Raw genomic sequence first — 16959 nt, forward strand, 5'->3', positions numbered from 1 at the left:
TGTTGAAAACACCATCGAGCAAGGCGCCGCAGTGACAGCATCATGGTCGGGCGCTATCGAGAAGGAGTCAGTGTTGAAGCAGTTTACCTTTCGGCTGTCACTCAGTAGCGATGACATACTATTGATGTATCAGGGGCACGCCAGGCGGCTGGTGGTACGTACCGAACAGGGGCTCACCATAGAGCTGGCCTTGGAAAAAATCCGGCCATTTGTCACTATCAGTGGGGTATACGGCTATTTTCGGCTGAAAACACAGGATGATTATCGCTTTATCAGCCTGGAACGCATAAGTTAACAAAATTCGAACAGGATCCCGAGTAATTATCTGCTTTCAGTCACTATCTATCCGGTAAATCCGTAATCACCCAGTGGGATTTTCTGTTTTTTGCCAAATTGGCAAAATATTTCACAGCTCAAGCCGTGATCTGCCCCTTGTTTTTAACAAGTCGTTATCACCTTTGCTCGCCTTCCTTGATCCAAGACATTACACTTCGCAGCAACTCTGTACCGGTGGGCATCCAGGGTGGATGTCTTTCCGTCGGTGGTTCATGTCGTCCGATAAGGAATATAGCAATGGCATTGAAAGACGCCCCTACCTCAGTTCTGCTCGAAAACGTTCTCAGCCTGATCCATCAGAAGTTGCCCAAGAAGAGTGCCTCCCTGGTCGAATGCTTCGTTGCCAAGTTCTACGGCAACATGGCCAGCACCGATCTGCACGATCGCAATGACAGCGATCTCTACGGCGCCGCGCTCAGCCTGTGGAATGCGCTCAACCAGCGTACCAGCACACAACCCTACATCCGGGTCTACAACCCCGAGCTGACCCGCCACGGTTGGCAGTCTCCCCACACCATAGTCGAGATCATACTGCAGGATTCTCCCTTCCTGGTGGACTCCATCCGGATGGCACTCAAGCGTCTGAACATCACGGCGCACATGATGCTGCACCAGCCGCTGCACCTTATTCGTGGCAACGAAGGCAAGATCAGCGCCATTCTGGATCTCGACAATACGGCCGGACAAACTTCGGTCGAAACCGCCTTCCTCATCGAGATCGATCACCTGACCGGTGATGAGCAGATGGATGCGCTGGCTGCCGAGCTCAACTCGGTTGCCGGGGAAGTGGCACTGGCGGTGGGGGACTGGCAACCCATGCTGGGTCGCCTGAACGAGATCATCGACGAGCTGCCCAAGCGCAAGAACCCGGTCAGCAAGGAGGAGGTCAACTCCTGTGTGGCTTTCCTCAAGTGGGTGGCCGCCCACAACTTCACCCTGATGGGATATCGCCGCTATGACGTCAAGGCGGTGGAGGGCGATCACGAGATACTGCCGCTGCCGGAATCCAGCCTGGGCCTGATGAAGAACTCCATCAAGGATGAGGGGCAGCGCCTTGGCAATATGCCGGCCAGCGCCCGCCATGCTGCGTTGAGCTCCGATCTGCTTATCCTCACCAAGTCCAACAGCAAGTCCCGCGTCCACCGCCCTGCCTATGTGGATTACATCGGCATCAAGCGCTTTGACGAGCACGGCAAGGTAGTAGGGGAAGATCGCTTCATCGGTCTCTACGCCTCTTCCATCTACAACACCAGTGCTACCCAGATCCCGCTTATCAGCCACCGGCTGGAACGCATCATGGCCTCCTCCGGTCACGAGAAGGGTTCACACGCCTACAAGGCGCTGCTCAACGTGCTGGAAACCTACCCCCGCGACGAGCTGATCCAGGCTCGTGAAGAGGAGCTGCTGGCCACCGGCCTCGGTGTGCTGGAGATGCAGGAGCGGGACATGTTGCGCTTGTTCGTGCGCCGCGACGTTTACGGTCGTTTCTTCTCCTGCATGGTCTATGTCACCAAGGAGCGCTACAACACGGCGCTGCGAGTCAAGACCCAGCAGATTTTGCAGAAATATTTCGGCAGCAGCGAAGAGGTGGAGTTCAACGTCTACTTCTCCGAAGGTGTGCTGGCGCGGACCCAATACATAGTGCGGGTCAACAATAACAACGTGGATGTGGACGTGAACGAAGTACAGAACAACCTGATTGAAGCTGCCCGCAGCTGGGACGACCGACTCGACTCCGTGCTGCTCTCCCATTATGGCGAGGCCCGCGGCAATGCCTTGCGTGGCCGTTTCAGCAGCGCCTTCCCCCGTGCCTACAAGGAAGATGTGCTGCCGGGATCTGCCGTGGCCGACATCATGGCGCTGGATAATCTGAGCGAAGCCGAACCGCTGGGCATGCTGTTTTACCGCGCTCAGGAAGAAGAGAACGATCGCCGGGTTCGCCTCAAGCTGTTCCATCGCACCGAGCCCATTCACCTCTCCGATGTGCTGCCCATGCTGGAAAACATGGGGCTGCGGGTGATCGGTGAGACCCCGTATCAGGTGCGTACCCCTTCAGGGGATATATTCTGGATCCTCGACTTCTCCATGCTGCTGCGCGGTGAACAGCCCTTTGATCTGGAGCAGAGCCAGCAGCGCTTCCAGGAAGCCTTCGCCGCCGTCTGGAACAAGGGGCTGGAAGATGACGGCTTCAACCGTCTGGTACTGGGGGCCGGCCTCACGGGTCGTCAGGTTTCTGTGCTGCGTGCCTATGCAAAATACATGCGCCAGACCGGTGTCTCCTTCAGCCAGTCCTATATCGAAGAGACGCTTACCCGTTATCCTGACATCGCCCAACTGCTGTTTACCCTGTTCGAGCACCGCCTCGATCCTGCTGGCAAGCAAGATGCCAAGGTACAGGCCAAGCTCCATGATCAGCTGGCGGCCAAACTGGATCAAGTCGCGAACCTGGACGACGATCGCATCATCCGCCGCTTTGTGGAGATGATCGACGCCACCCTGCGCACAAACTACTACCAGCTGGACAAGGCTGGGCAGATCAAGCCCTATATCTCCTTCAAGCTGGCACCGGCCAGTATTACCGACATGCCGTTGCCGCTGCCCAAATTCGAGATCTTCGTCTATTCGCCGCGGGTGGAAGGGGTGCATCTGCGCTGGGGCAAGGTGGCCCGTGGCGGCCTGCGCTGGTCCGATCGCAAGGAAGATTTCCGCACCGAAGTGCTGGGTCTGGTCAAGGCGCAGCAGGTGAAGAACACCGTCATAGTGCCGGTGGGCGCCAAGGGCGGCTTCTACTGCAAGCAGATGCCGGTGGGGGCAGCCCGCGCCCTTATCCAGGAAGAGGGCAAGGCCTGCTATCGCCTCTTCATCCGCGGTCTGCTGGATGTCACCGACAACATCATTCAGGGCGAGGTGATCCCGCCCAAATCCGTGGTACGTCACGACGAGGATGACTACTACCTGGTGGTGGCGGCTGACAAGGGGACAGCCACCTTCTCCGACATCGCCAACGAGATAAGCCAGGAGTATGGCCACTGGCTGGGCGATGCCTTCGCCTCCGGCGGCTCGGTCGGTTATGACCACAAGAAGATGGGGATCACGGCCCGTGGTGCCTGGGAATCGGTCAAGCGTCACTTCCGTGAAATCGGCATCAATTGCCAGACCACCGACTTCACCTGCGTAGGGGTGGGTGACATGGCCGGCGACGTGTTCGGCAACGGCATGCTGCTCTCCGAGCACACCCAGCTGGTGGGTGCGTTCAACCACATGCACATCTTCATCGACCCGACCCCCGATGCAGCCAAGAGCTTCGTCGAACGCAAGCGCCTGTTCGAACTGCCTGGCTCCAGCTGGGATGACTACAACCGTGACCTCATCTCGGCAGGGGGGGGCATCTTCCTGCGCTCGGCCAAGTCCATCAAGCTGAGCCCGCAGATCCAGACACTGCTTGGTACCGACAAGGCCAGCATGGCCCCGAACGAGCTGATCAAGGCGCTGCTCTGTCTGAATGTGGACCTGCTCTGGAACGGCGGTATCGGCACCTATGTGAAGAGCGCCCGCGAGAGCGACGCCGAAGTGGGGGATCGCAGCAATGATGTACTGCGGGTCAATGGTCGCGACCTGCGTGCTCGCATCGTCGGCGAGGGTGGCAACCTGGGTTTTACCCAGCTCGGCCGGGTGGAATACGCCAGCCAGGGTGGACGCATCAACACCGACTTCACCGACAACGTGGGCGGGGTGGATTGCTCCGACAACGAGGTCAACATCAAGATCCTGCTCAACCAGCTGGTGGCTGCCGGTGATATGACCCTCAAGCAGCGCAACCAGATACTGTATGAGATGACCGACGATGTGGCGCAAATTGTCATTACCAACGCCTACCGCCAGTCCCAGTCCATCTCGGTCACCAGTTTCCGTGGCACCGAGCAACTGAAAGAGCAGCAACGCTTCATCCAGGGGCTGGAGCGCGAAGGCAAGCTGGATCGGGGGCTGGAGTTCCTGCCCTCCGATGAGGAGCTGTCCGAGCGGATGGCGGCAGGGCAGGGCTTGACCCGACCCGAATTGGCGGTGCTGGTGGCTTATGGCAAGATGGTGCTCAAGGAGCAGCTCAACTGCCCTGAGATCACCGAGGAGCCTTTCCTGGCCAACATGCTGGTCACCAGCTTCCCGGCCAAGTTGCAGCAGCAGTTTGGTGCCGCGCTTGCCCAGCACCCGCTGCGTGGCGAAATCATTGCGACCCGGGTGGCCAACATGCTGGTCAACGACATGGGGCTCAACTTCGCCAGCCGGATGAAGGACGAGACAGGTGCCTCCGTGGCGGAAGTGGCTTGCTGCTTCGCCATGGCCCGTGAGGTGTTTGGCCTGGGGGCCCTGTGGCGTGACATCGAAGGGTGTGACAACCTGGTGGATGCCCAGACCCAGCTCGAGCTGATGTTCTACAGCCGTCGCATTGTGCGCCGCGCCACCCGCTGGTTCCTGCGTGCCCGCAATCGCAGCTGGAGCATCGCTGAGAACATCGCTTTCTTCCGTCCGGCGTTCGAGACCCTGGCGACCCACCTCTACGAGGTGATGGACGAGAGCGAGGTCGCAGAGCACCAGCAGGCAGTCGCTGCGCTGGTGGCCAAGCAGGTGCCGGATGCCATCGCCCGTCAGGTGGCCCATATGAGCAGTCTCTTCTCCAGCCTGGATCTGGCGCAGATTGCCGCTGAGCACAAGACCGACATATTGCGTGCCGCCAATGTCTACTATCGTCTCGGTGCCAAGCTGGATCTGCACTGGTTCCTCGAGCAGATCAACCATCAGCCTGTGGGCAATCACTGGCAGGCGATGGCACGGGCATCGTTCCGTGAAGATCTGGACTGGCAGCAACGCAGTCTCACATCTGTGGTACTGGAAGGGTGCAAAGAGCAGGGAGAATGCGCTACCATACTGGCCGACTGGATTTCGGAGCATGAGCAACTCTTGTCCCGTTGGACCCATATGTTGGCCGACTTCAAGACCACGAGTACCCACGAGTTCGCCAAGTTCTCGGTGGCCTTGCGAGAGTTGAACCTGCTCCAGTTGAATTGCCGAACCTCGGCATAACCCCGAAAGCCCCGGCCAGTTGCCGGGGCTTTTTTAAGGAGCAAAAATGTTGTACCCCCTCGCCAGGCATTTCTTGTTCAAGTTCAATCCCGAACAGGCACACGATCTCTCCATCAAATATTTGCCCCGCCTTCTCGGTACGCCACTTGATTGTTTCTTCCGCCATTCATTGCCCAAACGCCCCGTCACTGTCATGGGGCTTTATTTTGCCAATCCGGTCGGATTGGCAGCCGGGCTGGATAAAGACGGGGAGTGCATCGACGCATTTGGGGCCATGGGGTTTGGCTTTATAGAAGTCGGTACCGTCACCCCCAAACCCCAGAGTGGCAATGACAAGCCCCGTCTGTTCCGGGTTATTCCGGCAGAGGGGATCATCAACCGCATGGGATTCAACAACAAGGGTGTCGATCATCTGGTGGCGCAGGTCAAGAAAGCCAAATACCAGGGTGTCATCGGCATCAATATCGGCAAGAACAAAGACACTCCCATAGAGCAGGGCAAGGACGATTATCTGATCTGCATGGACAAGGTCTATGATCATGCCGGTTATATTGCCGTCAATATCTCTTCCCCCAACACTCCGGGCCTGCGTTCGCTCCAATACGGTGATGCCCTCGATGAGTTGCTCGCAGCCCTCAAAGTGCGTCAGCAAGAGCTGGCCGCCCAATATAAAAAGTACGTGCCGCTCGCCGTTAAAATTGCACCGGACTTGAGTCTGGATGAAATTAATCAGGTCGCGGCATCTTTGATCAAAAACGGGATCGATGGCGTTATTGCCACCAATACCACCCTGGATCGGGAGATGATCTATGACATGCCCCATGCCGGTGAAGTCGGTGGCCTCAGTGGGCGTCCGTTGCAGCACAAGAGCACGGAGGTTATTCGCCAGCTGGCCAAGGCTCTGGACGGTGCACTGCCCATCATAGGGGTAGGGGGTATTGACAGCGCCATGGCTGCGCGGGAGAAGCTCGCTGCGGGTGCCAGTCTGGTCCAGATTTATAGCGGCTTTATTTATAAGGGCCCGAGTCTGGTCAAAGAAATTGTGACTCATATTTAAGAAATAAACGGGTGCCCTTTATTTAAAGTTGCTGAAATTCTCGACATGGAATAAAGTCGAGTAACGACTTTCAGTAAGGGCACCCCCATGTGTATCCAACCCAATGACAATTGGCAGTGGCATTATGATGCTCATGATGATCGTCTGATGCTGGATTTATCCGATCGCATGATATTCGCTACTGAATATAAAGGGCGACAATTGGTGCCTAGCTCCTTCACCACTCAGCCTTTTTGTGTGGATGATGCTGCCCTCTATTATCAATTGATGGACAAGGCTGTCGAACTCGACTGGAGTACGCCACATCAGGTCCAGCTGGTACTCAATGCCATCGCTGTCAGTCGCTTTTATAAACCACTGATGCCACAAAGCTGGTTCTTTGGTGAGGTCCACCCTTTTATTATTCCTGAAACTGGATCCTTGGTGTGCATGAATACACCTCATGGCAAGGGGGAGTTCATGGTGATCGAAGCAGGTGAACAGGCCAGCGTGTGCCTCAATCTGACCGAGGATCTGATACTGACTACCAGCAAGATCCTGCCGCGCTTTGGTGTGATCAAGGTGATGAACAACCGCATGACCGCCAGAGTTGCAACCCAGACACAATATCGTCAGGTGAGCTGATACCCATCCAAGTAAACGTGCTCAATATTTAGTCTGATTTTGCTCGTCCGATATTTTTTTGCCCCCTTTGTTGTTGCTCCTCAATGCCCCTCCTATTTGGTGAATAGCCCATTTCTGTCGCGCCATAGTACTTTTTGCCTCTCATGTTATGCCCACAAAAAAGCCCTCCTACCAAACATGATAAGAGGGCGTAAAACACACACGACAGAAGGAATGGATGGTTTGTTTCAACAGCCGGGTCATGTTAGAGGGAATTGTTTCTTCTGAAACCTGATAGATATGACAGTCCGGCATAAATAGGCTATCGCCAGGCAGCGTCCAAAAAATAGCCCTCCCGGTTTACGGACGATAACGGGAGGGCAAAACACGGGGTTACAGAAAGGACTTGCTCTGTCGGAAAGATAATAACGCAATGAGCTTTGTTTGACGCCTGTCAGATATGGCAATGAGTGTGAATAACGGTGGAGCATTCATAACCGAATATAGGCACGCATTACCTAGCGTCTTGCTCTGGCGAGGCAATGAATATCCGGGGTCATCTGATGACCGCTCGTCTATAGATAACCCACAAGCTGACCCACATGAGCATCACATCTCCATCAGGTCCCTATATGTCAATTGGCCAAGCCTTCTTGCGTATGTCAGATAAATGGGGAGTGGGGAGCATGCTTGCCTGTACCTGTCCACGGGCCCTGTTTGTAGCGCCAGCGCGAAGCTTTTGCTGCTCCGGATCGGCTCTTAAGGTATAATGCGGCACTATTTTTATGGCATCCCCGTGAGCGTGATGAAAGAATTTTTTGCAACCTGCCCCAAGGGGCTGGAAAACCTGTTGGCCGACGAGCTGACCACCCTGGGCGCAGAGCAGGTCCGTGAGACTGTCGCCGGCGTTCACTTCAAAGGCGAACTGGCCATTGGTTACAAGGCCTGTCTGTGGAGCCGTTTTGCTTCCCGCATCGTGCTGGTGCTGTCCGAATTCCAGATGAACGACGATCTGGATCTCTATCTGGGCGCCCACACCATCCCTTGGGAAGAGCACTTCTCCGGCACCTCCACCATAGCGGTGGACTTTACCGGTACCAACCCCGCCATTCGCAATACCCAGTACGGTGCACTGAAGATCAAGGATGCCATCGTTGATCGCTTCACCAAACGCGGTCATGTGCGCCCGGATGTGGACAAAAAGGCGCCGGATATTCGCATCATGGCGCATTTGGGCAAAGGCAAGGCCAATATCACGCTGGACTTGTCAGGCCCGGCGCTGCACCAACGTTTCTATCGTCAGGGCACTGGCGAAGCACCGCTCAAAGAGAACCTGGCCTGTGCCATGATTGCCCGTAGCGGCTGGGCCGGTGAGCCCATGATGGACCCCATGTGTGGTTCCGGCACCTTGCTGATCGAAGCGGCCTTCATCGCCGCCGACATGGCGCCGGCGCTGCGCCGCGAGCGCTTCGGTTTCGATCGCTGGCTGCAACACGACAGCGAACTCTGGCAGAGCCTGATGATGGAAGCTCAGGTGCGCGCCAAGCGTGGCATGCAGCGTTGTGAAGTGAAGCTGTTTGGCTGCGATGCCGACCCCCGTGTGCTGATGAAAGCCCGCGACAACGCCAAGGCGGCCGGTGTGGCCCACCTCATCACCTTCAAGCAAGCCGATGTGACCCAGCTTGAAAATCCGCTACCGATGCCGGCCGTTGTTGAAGGGGAGGCGAGTCAGGAGGAAGCGCGTCAAGTCGGCATGCTTATCTCCAACCCGCCCTATGGCGAGCGTCTCGGCGAGTTTCCGGCCCTGCTCGAAGTGCACCAGGCCCTCGGCGATGCCTTGCGTCGTGGCTTCCAGGGCTGGCGCGTCTCTATTCTCTCTGCCTCGCCCGAGCTGCTGAGCTGTCTGCGTCTGCGTGCCGACAAGCAATATCGTCTGTTCAACGGGGCGCTTGAATGTCAGCTGCGCAACTACCAGATTGCGCTGGACTCCGTGGCCTCCCAGAAAGAGGTGGCGCAGGACTTTGCCAACCGTCTGCGCAAGAATCTTAAAACCCTCGAGAAATGGGCGAGCAAAGAGGGTATCGACTGCTACCGCCTCTACGATGCGGACTTGCCGGAATACAATGCCGCCATCGACCGCTATCAGGATTACCTGGTGGTGCAGGAGTACGCCGCGCCCAAAGACATCCCCGCCCAGAAGACCCGCCAGCGTCTGCTTGACATGGTGCAGGCAGCCATCAAGGTAACCGGCATGGACGGCGAGAAGGTGATCCTGAAGGTTCGTGAGCGTCAAGAGGGCAAGCAGCAGTATCAGAAGCTCGCCGCAGAGCAGCACCGGATGGAAGTGCAGGAGTACGGTGCCCGTCTTTGGGTCAACCTCTACGACTACCTGGATACCGGCCTGTTCCTTGACCACCGTCAGACTCGCCGCATGCTGGGCCAGATGGCCAAGGGCAAGCGCTTCCTGAACCTGTTTGCCTATACCGGCAGTGCTACCGTGCACGCGGGGCTTGGCGGTGCCAGCGAGACAACCACGGTCGACATGTCCCACACCTATCTGAACTGGGCGCAGGACAACATGCGTCTCAACTCGCTGGTGGGCCGTCAGCACAAGTTTGTGCAGGCTGATTGCCTGAAGTGGTTGTCGGAAGCGGATGATCAGTATGACCTCATCTTCATCGATCCACCCACCTTCTCCAACTCCAAGCGGATGGACGAGAGCTTCGACGTGCAGCGCGATCACCTGCTGCTGATGCAGCACTTGAAGCGCCTGCTGGCGGCCGATGGCACCCTGGTGTTCTCCAACAACAAGCGTCACTTCAAGATGGATCTGGCCGGGCTCGAGGCCGCTGGCCTCAAGGCGCAGAACATTACGAGCAAGACGCGTCCGAAGGACTTCGAGCGCAACCAGCATATCCATAACTGCTGGATCATCACCCACGCCGACGTGCCAGCGGAGGCTTGATGCTGACCCTGTTTCACACCGACGGCTGCCACCTGTGCGAACAGGCATGGCAGCTGGTGGAAGAGGCCGGATTGGCCAGCCAGACCCGCCAGTGCGACATCATCAATGATGCCGAATTGCTCGCTGCTTATCGGGTACGCATTCCGGTGCTGCGCGATGAGGCCGGTCGCGAGCTGGGCTGGCCCTTTACGTTGGCAGAACTCGGTGTCTGGGTAACTGCGCAGGCCAGTCACGACTGAGCACGAATAGAGAAAAAGGGGGGCAGAGAGTATCTGGCCCCGCTTTTTTCATCAGGTAATAAGGAAGAAACATGGCTTTATTAACATTGCACGGCGCTTGTCTGTCGTTCAGTGATTTCCCGCTGCTCGATAATGCCGAGCTCAGCATTGAGCGCGGTGAGCGTCTCTGTCTGGTCGGGCGCAACGGGGCGGGCAAGTCCACCCTGATGAAGATCATTGCTGGCGAACTGCCCCTCGATGACGGGCGCATGGTACAGCAGCAGGATCTGAAAGTGACTCGCCTCGAGCAGGACCCGCCTGCATCGAGCGACCTCACTGTGTTTGACTACACGGCCGAAGGGCTGGCCGGCGTCGGCGAGCTGCTCAAGCAGTATCACCATATCTCCATGGAGCTGGCCCACGATCCGAGCGATGCCAACATACGCATCATGAGCGATCTGCAAGAACAGCTCGACTATCAGAATGGCTGGCAGTTCGAGACCCGCATCAGCCAGGTGCTGACCCTGCTGAACCTCGATCCCGACGCAACCCTGGACAGTCTGTCCGGTGGCTGGTTGCGTAAAGTGGCCCTGGCCCGTGCGCTGGCCTGCGATCCGGATCTGCTGCTGCTCGATGAACCGACCAACCACCTGGATATCGAAGCCATCAACTGGCTGGAAGATTTCCTCAAGGATTTTCGCGGCGCCATCGTCTTCATCTCCCACGATCGGGAGTTCATCCACAAGCTGGCGACCCGGATCATCGATCTCGACCGTGGCGTGATCACCTCCTGGCCTGGCAACTACGACGAATATCTGCAGGGCAAGGAAGAGGCACTGCGGGTTGAAGAGCTGCAACATGCCGAGTTCGATCGCAAGCTGGCCCAGGAAGAGGTGTGGGTACGTCAGGGCATCAAGGCGCGCCGTACCCGCAACGAAGGCCGGGTACGTGCCCTTGAGGCGATGCGGATGGAGCGTTCCCAGCGTCGCGAGCTGCAGGGCAAGGCCAAGCTGCAAATGGACGATGTGAATCGTTCTGGCAAGCTGGTGTTCGAAACCGAAGGGCTGGGGCTGGACTTTGGCGATCGTACCCTGTTCCAGGGGCTGGATCTGCAGGTGCTGCGTGGCGACAAGATCGCCCTGGTGGGTCCCAACGGTTGCGGTAAATCAACCCTCATCAAGCTGTTGCTTGGCCAACTCGAGCCCAGCCGTGGTCTGGTCAAGGGGGGCACCAAGCTGGAAGTGGCCTACTTTGACCAGTATCGCGATCAGCTCGATCCCGAGCAGACGGTGATGGACAACGTGGGGGAGGGCAAGCAGGAAGTGATGGTGCGCGGTCGCTCTCGTCACATTCTGGGTTACCTGCAGGACTTCCTGTTTGAACCCAAGCGGGCACGTACCCCTGTGAAAGCCTTGTCAGGGGGCGAAAAAAACCGTTTACTGTTGGCCAAATTGTTCTTGAAGCCCAGTAATTTACTGATCCTCGATGAACCAACCAACGACCTGGATGTCGAAACGCTGGAATTGCTGGAAGAGCTGCTGGCGGACTATCCTGGCACCCTGTTGCTGGTCAGTCACGATCGTCGCTTTATCGACAATACAGTGACAGGTTGCTGGTTGTTTGAAGGGGATGGACGTATCAGCGATTACGTGGGCGGTTATGCCGACATGATGGCGACGCGGGCCCAGCAGAGCACTCAGCTGGCGGCAAAAGCGGCTCAGGTCAAAACGCCAGAGCCTGTCGCTGTGGCAAGCCCTGCTGCCTCTAAAGTCAAAAAACTCTCTTACAAGTTGCAGCTGGAGCTGGATAATCTACCAGCCCGACTGGAACAGCTGGAGACTGAGCTGAATGCCCTGCAGGTGGAGGTAAACCATCCTGGTTTCTTCGCGTTGCCGAGCGATCAAACCCAGCTCAAACTGGATGCCCTGAATGCAGCAGAGGCTGCATTGGAACAAGCCTTCTCCCGTTGGGAGGAGTTGGAAGCGTTGAAACATCAGGACTAAGGAAGTAGATGAAAAAGCAATTATCCATGCTGGCCATTCTGGTCAGCGCCAGCCTGCACGCCCAGGCGGCACAAAGCCCCTTTTTCACCATTGTCGACGGGTCTGACAAGGGATTCGCCAGCGCGATCAGTGCCGATGGCAACGGGCTAGTCGGGATCAACACCAAAAACGACATGGCCGAGCACTTCTCGACTGTGCGGTTTGCTGACTTCCTGGTCGATCGTTTCCGTTTTGAGCAGGGCTGCATGCTCTCCAACTCGGTTTGCAACGCCTTCTGGAACGACAAGAGCAACTTTGCGTATCAGTGGCGTGTCGACTTTCTGGCCAAAACCGATCAGCGCAGCAACGTCGGTGACCTAGTCAGCAACGAAACTGATGGCTTGGTTACTGCTTTGGGTGACGTAGCGGGCACTCGCGTGGGTTACAAGATGGATGGCAAGCTGCGCACCGCATTTGCCATCGTCGAGGAGGGCAACGCCGTCAGCCTCAAAGATGGCGCCAGCACCCACAGCCTGAGCGTGCCGACCAGCATCAAAAAGCTGGATAACGGCCAGTACCTGGTGACCGGCACCGCTGCCACCGGCAAGAACATCGCCGTCAATTCCGAGACCTACAACTGGTGCTTCGCCGGTAACGACGGCCAGTATGGCGACTACCGCTACTGCCCGGGCCTCAACACCCAGGCCAGCTTCTGGTTGCTCAACAGCACAGGCACCTTCAACAAGCTGATCCAGGCCAACGAGTATTCCCGTGGCCGTAACGAAGTGATCCAGACGGCGTCGGCCCTCGGGGTCGCCAACGTCAATGGCAGCTTGTATGGTGTGGGTTACTCCTCCACCGGTGAAATTGGCAGCAACTACCTGGATGGCCGCAACCTGGCGGCATACTGGACGCTGGATCTGGCCGGTGGCAAGGTCGGTACCACCCAGACCATACCGCTGGCCGAAGGCGAGCCGGGCAAGGATGACGCCAAGCTGCAACACAGCTGGGCTGTGGGGGCCAATGACAACGGTTATGTAATTGGCAACCAGCGCTATCGCATCAACAAGGGTCAAAACCGCCCGGTCGAGATGTTTGTGTTCAACTTGAACACCAAACAGACGGCGAGTGTACCGTTGCAAGACAGCCCAATCAGCGGTGCAGGCTCGGAAGCCGCCGCCATCAACAACCACAACATGGTCGTGGGCTGGCGTGATTCTCGTCACCAGACCCAACCTGTGGTCAATGGCACCAACCGCATGCAGGAAGGTTTCCTGCTCAATGCTGCGACCGGTAAAAATTGGTATCTGAACGACCTCATCTGCGGGCTGGATGATGCAGGTGCCAAGCAGTGTGCCCAGAACGGCTACTACTACCACATCGCGTATGCCAGCGGCATCAGCACGGATGGTACTGTCGCTGCGACGGCTTTTCGCTATAACAGCGAGAGCGATCTCAACAATCGCACCAATTCAACCATCGTCAGCGTGAAGTTGACGCCAGCCGTTGCCGATTACAAGAACAACGAGCCTGCAAGCTATGTGGTCGCCAATGCGCCGGTCAATAACCAGACCGGTCAGGATGGTGGCAGTGGTGGTGGTGGAAGCCTGTTTTGGCTGACGCTGCTGGCCCTGCCATTTACCTGGCTGCGCCGTTACCAACGATAAAATGGGATGTCACTAAAAATTAATGTGGTTCAGTGTCTTGTGTCACAATGACCGGATAGCATGACATTTTTTGTTTGACCCTGCCCATTTCGTGGGGTAAAGATGAAAGCGACCGATGAAAAATTGGTCGCTTTTTTTGTTCCACGAAGAGGGTCGTAGATGATGAAGAGACAAAAACGGGACCGTCTGGAAAGAGCTCGCGCTCGTGGTTATCAGGCTGGCGTGGTCGGCAAACAGAAAGAAGCGTGTCCGTACCAATGCCTGGATGCCCGAGGGCATTGGCTTGGTGGTTGGCGAGATGCCATGGAAGGGCGGGGTTCAGGCCTCTTCATGAAGTAATTGGTACTTCATCACTCATTACAAAAGGAAAGGGGCCATTGAGGCCCCTTTACGTTATCTCTGTGTTACCACTAAATCAGTCGATCAGAATGCAGTGGTATCTTTGAACAGGCCCACTTTCAGATCGCTGGCGCTATAGATGGGACGGCCATCGACTTCCACGACGCCATCGGCGATGCCCATGACCAGCTTGCGGTTGATGACGCGCTTGAAGGTGATCTTGTAGGTCACTTTCTTGGCGGTCGGCAGGATCTGGCCAGTGAATTTCACTTCACCCACACCCAGTGCACGGCCTTTACCCGGACCGCCTTTCCAGCCGAGGAAGAAGCCGACCAGTTGCCACATTGCATCCAGACCCAGACAGCCTGGCATAACGGGGTCACCCGGGAAATGGCAGTCAAAGAACCAGAGGTCAGGCGTAATGTCGAGCTCTGCCAGGATTTCGCCCTTGCCGTGCTCACCACCGTTGTCGTTGATCTTGACGATGCGATCCATCATCAACATGTTGGGGGCGGGCAGCTGACTGTTACCCTCACCAAATAATTCGCCACGGCTGCATGCGAGCAGCTCTTCACGGGTAAACGAGTCTTTGCCTTGTTCACACAGGGAAAGGCGGGGATCAATGGTGGTATTGTCTACGGTCACGCTGTTTATCCTTCATATGGGTCAAAGCCGGGCCAATTTAGCGTACACTTGTGCGCTAAACAACTCCGATCTCTTCTTTATTACAGGCTGAACAACCGGCCCAGCAGGCGGCGGATCAAGCCCCCCTTGAACGCGGTGCCATTCAGTTCGTCCAGTCGCTGCTGGATCCGGCCAAACAGGGTATCCGGCATGTCCGGCTCACCCGCTACACAGCCAGTCAGCAGCTCGATGGCCTCTTCCACATGGTCCACCGGATGAATGTGGAACTGACCTGCTTCGACGGCGGCAATCACCTCGTCGGATAGGTTCAACTGCTGGATGTTGGTGCCCGGCAGAATGATGCCTTGCTTACCTGTGATGCCATGGATCTTGCACACCCGGAAGAAGCCTTCAATCTTCTCGTTCACACCACCTACCGCCTGCACATTGCCGAACTGATCGACCGCGCCGGTGACGGCAAAGTGTTGATAGATGGGCTGGCGGGCGAGGGCAGAGAGGAGGGCGCACAGGCCGGTCAGAGAGGCGCTGTCACCATCGATCTCATGATAGGACTGCTCGAACACCAGATTGGCAGAGAGCGGCGAGGGGGTTTCTGCACCAAATTTGTTGGAGAGATAACCATGAATGATCATCATCGCCTTGGCGTGGATATGGCCAGCCAGCTCAGCTTTTCGTTCGACATCCGCAATGTCGCCATCGCCCAGGTGCACGGTCGCAGTGAGACGCACAGGTTCGCCAAAATCATAGGGATGACCCGAGACCTGAATGACGGACAGGCCATTGATCTGGCCGATCTCCTCACCATCGGTTTGTAACAGGATCTGGCCGTCAATGACGCCCTGATCAGACTGTTCAACCAGATAATTTAGGCGGTAGTCCTGCTCTTCAAGGGCCAACCGGATATGCTCATCAGTCACTGTTTCGGCTTCCATTTCGCGGGCCAGGCTGTCCGCCATGCGCATGATGGCACCGAGCTGTATCTCGGACAGAGAGAGCCACTCCTGATGGTCACACAGGCGACTGGCATGGCGACAGAGGGCGGCGAGGGCGGCCGGGGTGAAGTCCAGCAGTGTCCAACGCTCGCGTAACCATGCCAGATACTGCAGAAATTCAGGCAGGTCTTCATCAATGTTGATCTCTGATACCAGGTCCGCACGAAGGAAGATGCGCTCGGACATGTCCCTGTCCAGCATCTGGAACTCGGATACTTCGAGGCGGTCACCGACCAGGATCAGCTTGAGCTTGATGGGAGTCGCTTCCGGGGTAAAGAAGGGGGTTAGAGTCTTGCCTTCCTGATAGGCGTTCCAGTCCAGCTCACTTTTCTGAATGGCATTCTTGAGCTTGAACCAGAGGTGTGGCTGATCCAGCAGCTCGTCGAGTTGCAATATCAGATAGCCGCCGTTGGCCTGACGCAACAGACCAGGCTCCAACAGATGTTGGTTGGCATAAACAGAGCCTTGCTCGGTTTGATAGTTGATGGAGCCGAACAGGGTATCCCAGTTCAAATCCCGGCCATAAACCACTGGAGCTTCCTGATCTTCATGGTGGATCAGCAGGTTGATGAGCACAGGGTGCTGGAATTCGAGTCCTTGAGCCACATGAGCAGCCAGATCGGAAAGAAAGTCATCTATCTTGGGATCGTTGTTCTGCTTGCGCATGATGCGAGTGACCAGACGCTCGGCATCCAGATGGTGGCTCATCAGTTTGAGCAGTTCACCCACCATTTCGCAAAACTCGATGCCGGTACCAGGTTGCAGACGCAACCAGATCGGTTTGAACGGGTTGTTCAGGTTTTCCGTATAGCAGAGATCAAACAGGTCACCATCCTTGCCATTGGAGGCGGCGATCAATGTCTGGCACACACCTTCATAGTCAGCGCCGGGGAAACCATTGAGCAGCATGACCGGGCAATCACCATCAAAACTGGCGAGGCGCTTGATGCCGGAAATCACTCTGGGTTGCAAGGCAGCGAAGGGAATGGGTTCTAGCTCGCTAAGTGTAGGGAACTGTTCAATCGCGAAAGCGGGTTTTAGTTGTTCTGATGTTAATTCAGCCACTTAAGATATCC

General features: G+C 56.6%; 11 protein-coding genes. 9 read left to right on the plus strand and 2 right to left on the minus strand.

The genetic code is table 11. The features are described 5' to 3' along the window. Positions 1-73 precede the first annotated feature (73 nt). The 9 genes from GWQ27_RS07205 (at position 74) to rmf (ending at position 14246) form a co-directional block, all read left to right on the plus strand. Entirely contained in the window at positions 74-295 is a 222-nt protein-coding gene (locus GWQ27_RS07205) for a DUF2835 domain-containing protein (RefSeq protein ID WP_005315647.1), read from the plus strand. A 278-nt stretch (positions 296-573) separates the two neighbouring features. Then, a complete protein-coding gene (locus tag GWQ27_RS07210; RefSeq protein WP_275907014.1) occupies positions 574-5415 on the plus strand; it encodes an NAD-glutamate dehydrogenase in 4842 nt (1613 codons plus the stop codon). 46 nt (positions 5416-5461) lie between these two features. Continuing rightward, positions 5462-6472 carry a quinone-dependent dihydroorotate dehydrogenase gene (pyrD, locus tag GWQ27_RS07215; RefSeq protein ID WP_111587843.1) on the plus strand — a complete coding sequence of 337 codons (1011 nt, stop codon included), beginning with the start codon at positions 5462-5464 and terminating at the stop codon, positions 6470-6472. 87 nt (positions 6473-6559) lie between these two features. Further along, a complete protein-coding gene (locus tag GWQ27_RS07220) occupies positions 6560-7096 on the plus strand; it encodes a cell division protein ZapC (protein WP_021138728.1) in 537 nt (178 codons plus the stop codon). A 748-nt stretch (positions 7097-7844) separates the two neighbouring features. After that, positions 7845-10040, plus strand: coding sequence for a bifunctional 23S rRNA (guanine(2069)-N(7))-methyltransferase RlmK/23S rRNA (guanine(2445)-N(2))-methyltransferase RlmL (gene rlmKL, locus GWQ27_RS07225; RefSeq protein ID WP_165484244.1), 2196 nt, complete (start codon positions 7845-7847; stop codon positions 10038-10040). Beyond that, complete coding sequence (locus GWQ27_RS07230) at positions 10040-10279, plus strand: glutaredoxin family protein (protein WP_111587845.1); 240 nt, start codon at positions 10040-10042, stop codon at positions 10277-10279. Before rlmKL ends, GWQ27_RS07230 begins: the two co-directional genes overlap by 1 nt. 71 nt (positions 10280-10350) lie before the next feature. Next, positions 10351-12261, plus strand: coding sequence for an ABC transporter ATP-binding protein (locus GWQ27_RS07235; protein ID WP_111587846.1), 1911 nt, complete (start codon positions 10351-10353; stop codon positions 12259-12261). Positions 12262-12269: 8 nt separating this feature from the next. After that, positions 12270-13907: a DUF3466 family protein gene (locus GWQ27_RS07240; protein WP_275907015.1), complete on the plus strand. Its 1638-nt coding sequence runs from the start codon at positions 12270-12272 to the stop codon at positions 13905-13907. A 162-nt stretch (positions 13908-14069) separates the two neighbouring features. After that, positions 14070-14246, plus strand: a complete 177-nt coding sequence (gene rmf / locus GWQ27_RS07245) for a ribosome modulation factor (protein ID WP_010674759.1) — start codon at positions 14070-14072, stop codon at positions 14244-14246. Between the two features lie 84 nt (positions 14247-14330). On the opposite strand, the gene fabA is transcribed toward rmf, so the two are convergent. Then, positions 14331-14891: a 3-hydroxyacyl-[acyl-carrier-protein] dehydratase FabA gene (gene fabA, locus GWQ27_RS07250; RefSeq protein WP_005315696.1), complete on the minus strand. Its 561-nt coding sequence runs from the start codon at positions 14889-14891 to the stop codon at positions 14331-14333. An 80-nt stretch (positions 14892-14971) separates the two neighbouring features. After that, positions 14972-16948: a Lon protease family protein gene (locus GWQ27_RS07255; RefSeq protein ID WP_275907016.1), complete on the minus strand. Its 1977-nt coding sequence runs from the start codon at positions 16946-16948 to the stop codon at positions 14972-14974. Positions 16949-16959 lie beyond the last annotated feature (11 nt).

It is taken from the genome of Aeromonas sp. 5HA1 (genome assembly GCF_029237245.1).
GTDB classification, from domain to species: Bacteria; Pseudomonadota; Gammaproteobacteria; order Enterobacterales; family Aeromonadaceae; genus Aeromonas; species Aeromonas salmonicida.

Coding starts and splice junctions, on each gene's coding strand:
- GWQ27_RS07210 (WP_275907014.1), top strand. CDS start 574: ATGGCATTGAAAGACGCCCCTACCTCAGTTCTGCTCGAAAACGTTCTC.
- pyrD (WP_111587843.1), top strand. CDS start 5,462: ATGTTGTACCCCCTCGCCAGGCATTTCTTGTTCAAGTTCAATCCCGAA.
- GWQ27_RS07220 (WP_021138728.1), top strand. CDS start 6,560: ATGTGTATCCAACCCAATGACAATTGGCAGTGGCATTATGATGCTCAT.
- rlmKL (WP_165484244.1), top strand. CDS start 7,845: ATGCGGCACTATTTTTATGGCATCCCCGTGAGCGTGATGAAAGAATTT.
- GWQ27_RS07230 (WP_111587845.1), top strand. CDS start 10,040: ATGCTGACCCTGTTTCACACCGACGGCTGCCACCTGTGCGAACAGGCA.
- GWQ27_RS07235 (WP_111587846.1), top strand. CDS start 10,351: ATGGCTTTATTAACATTGCACGGCGCTTGTCTGTCGTTCAGTGATTTC.
- GWQ27_RS07240 (WP_275907015.1), top strand. CDS start 12,270: ATGAAAAAGCAATTATCCATGCTGGCCATTCTGGTCAGCGCCAGCCTG.
- rmf (WP_010674759.1), top strand. CDS start 14,070: ATGAAGAGACAAAAACGGGACCGTCTGGAAAGAGCTCGCGCTCGTGGT.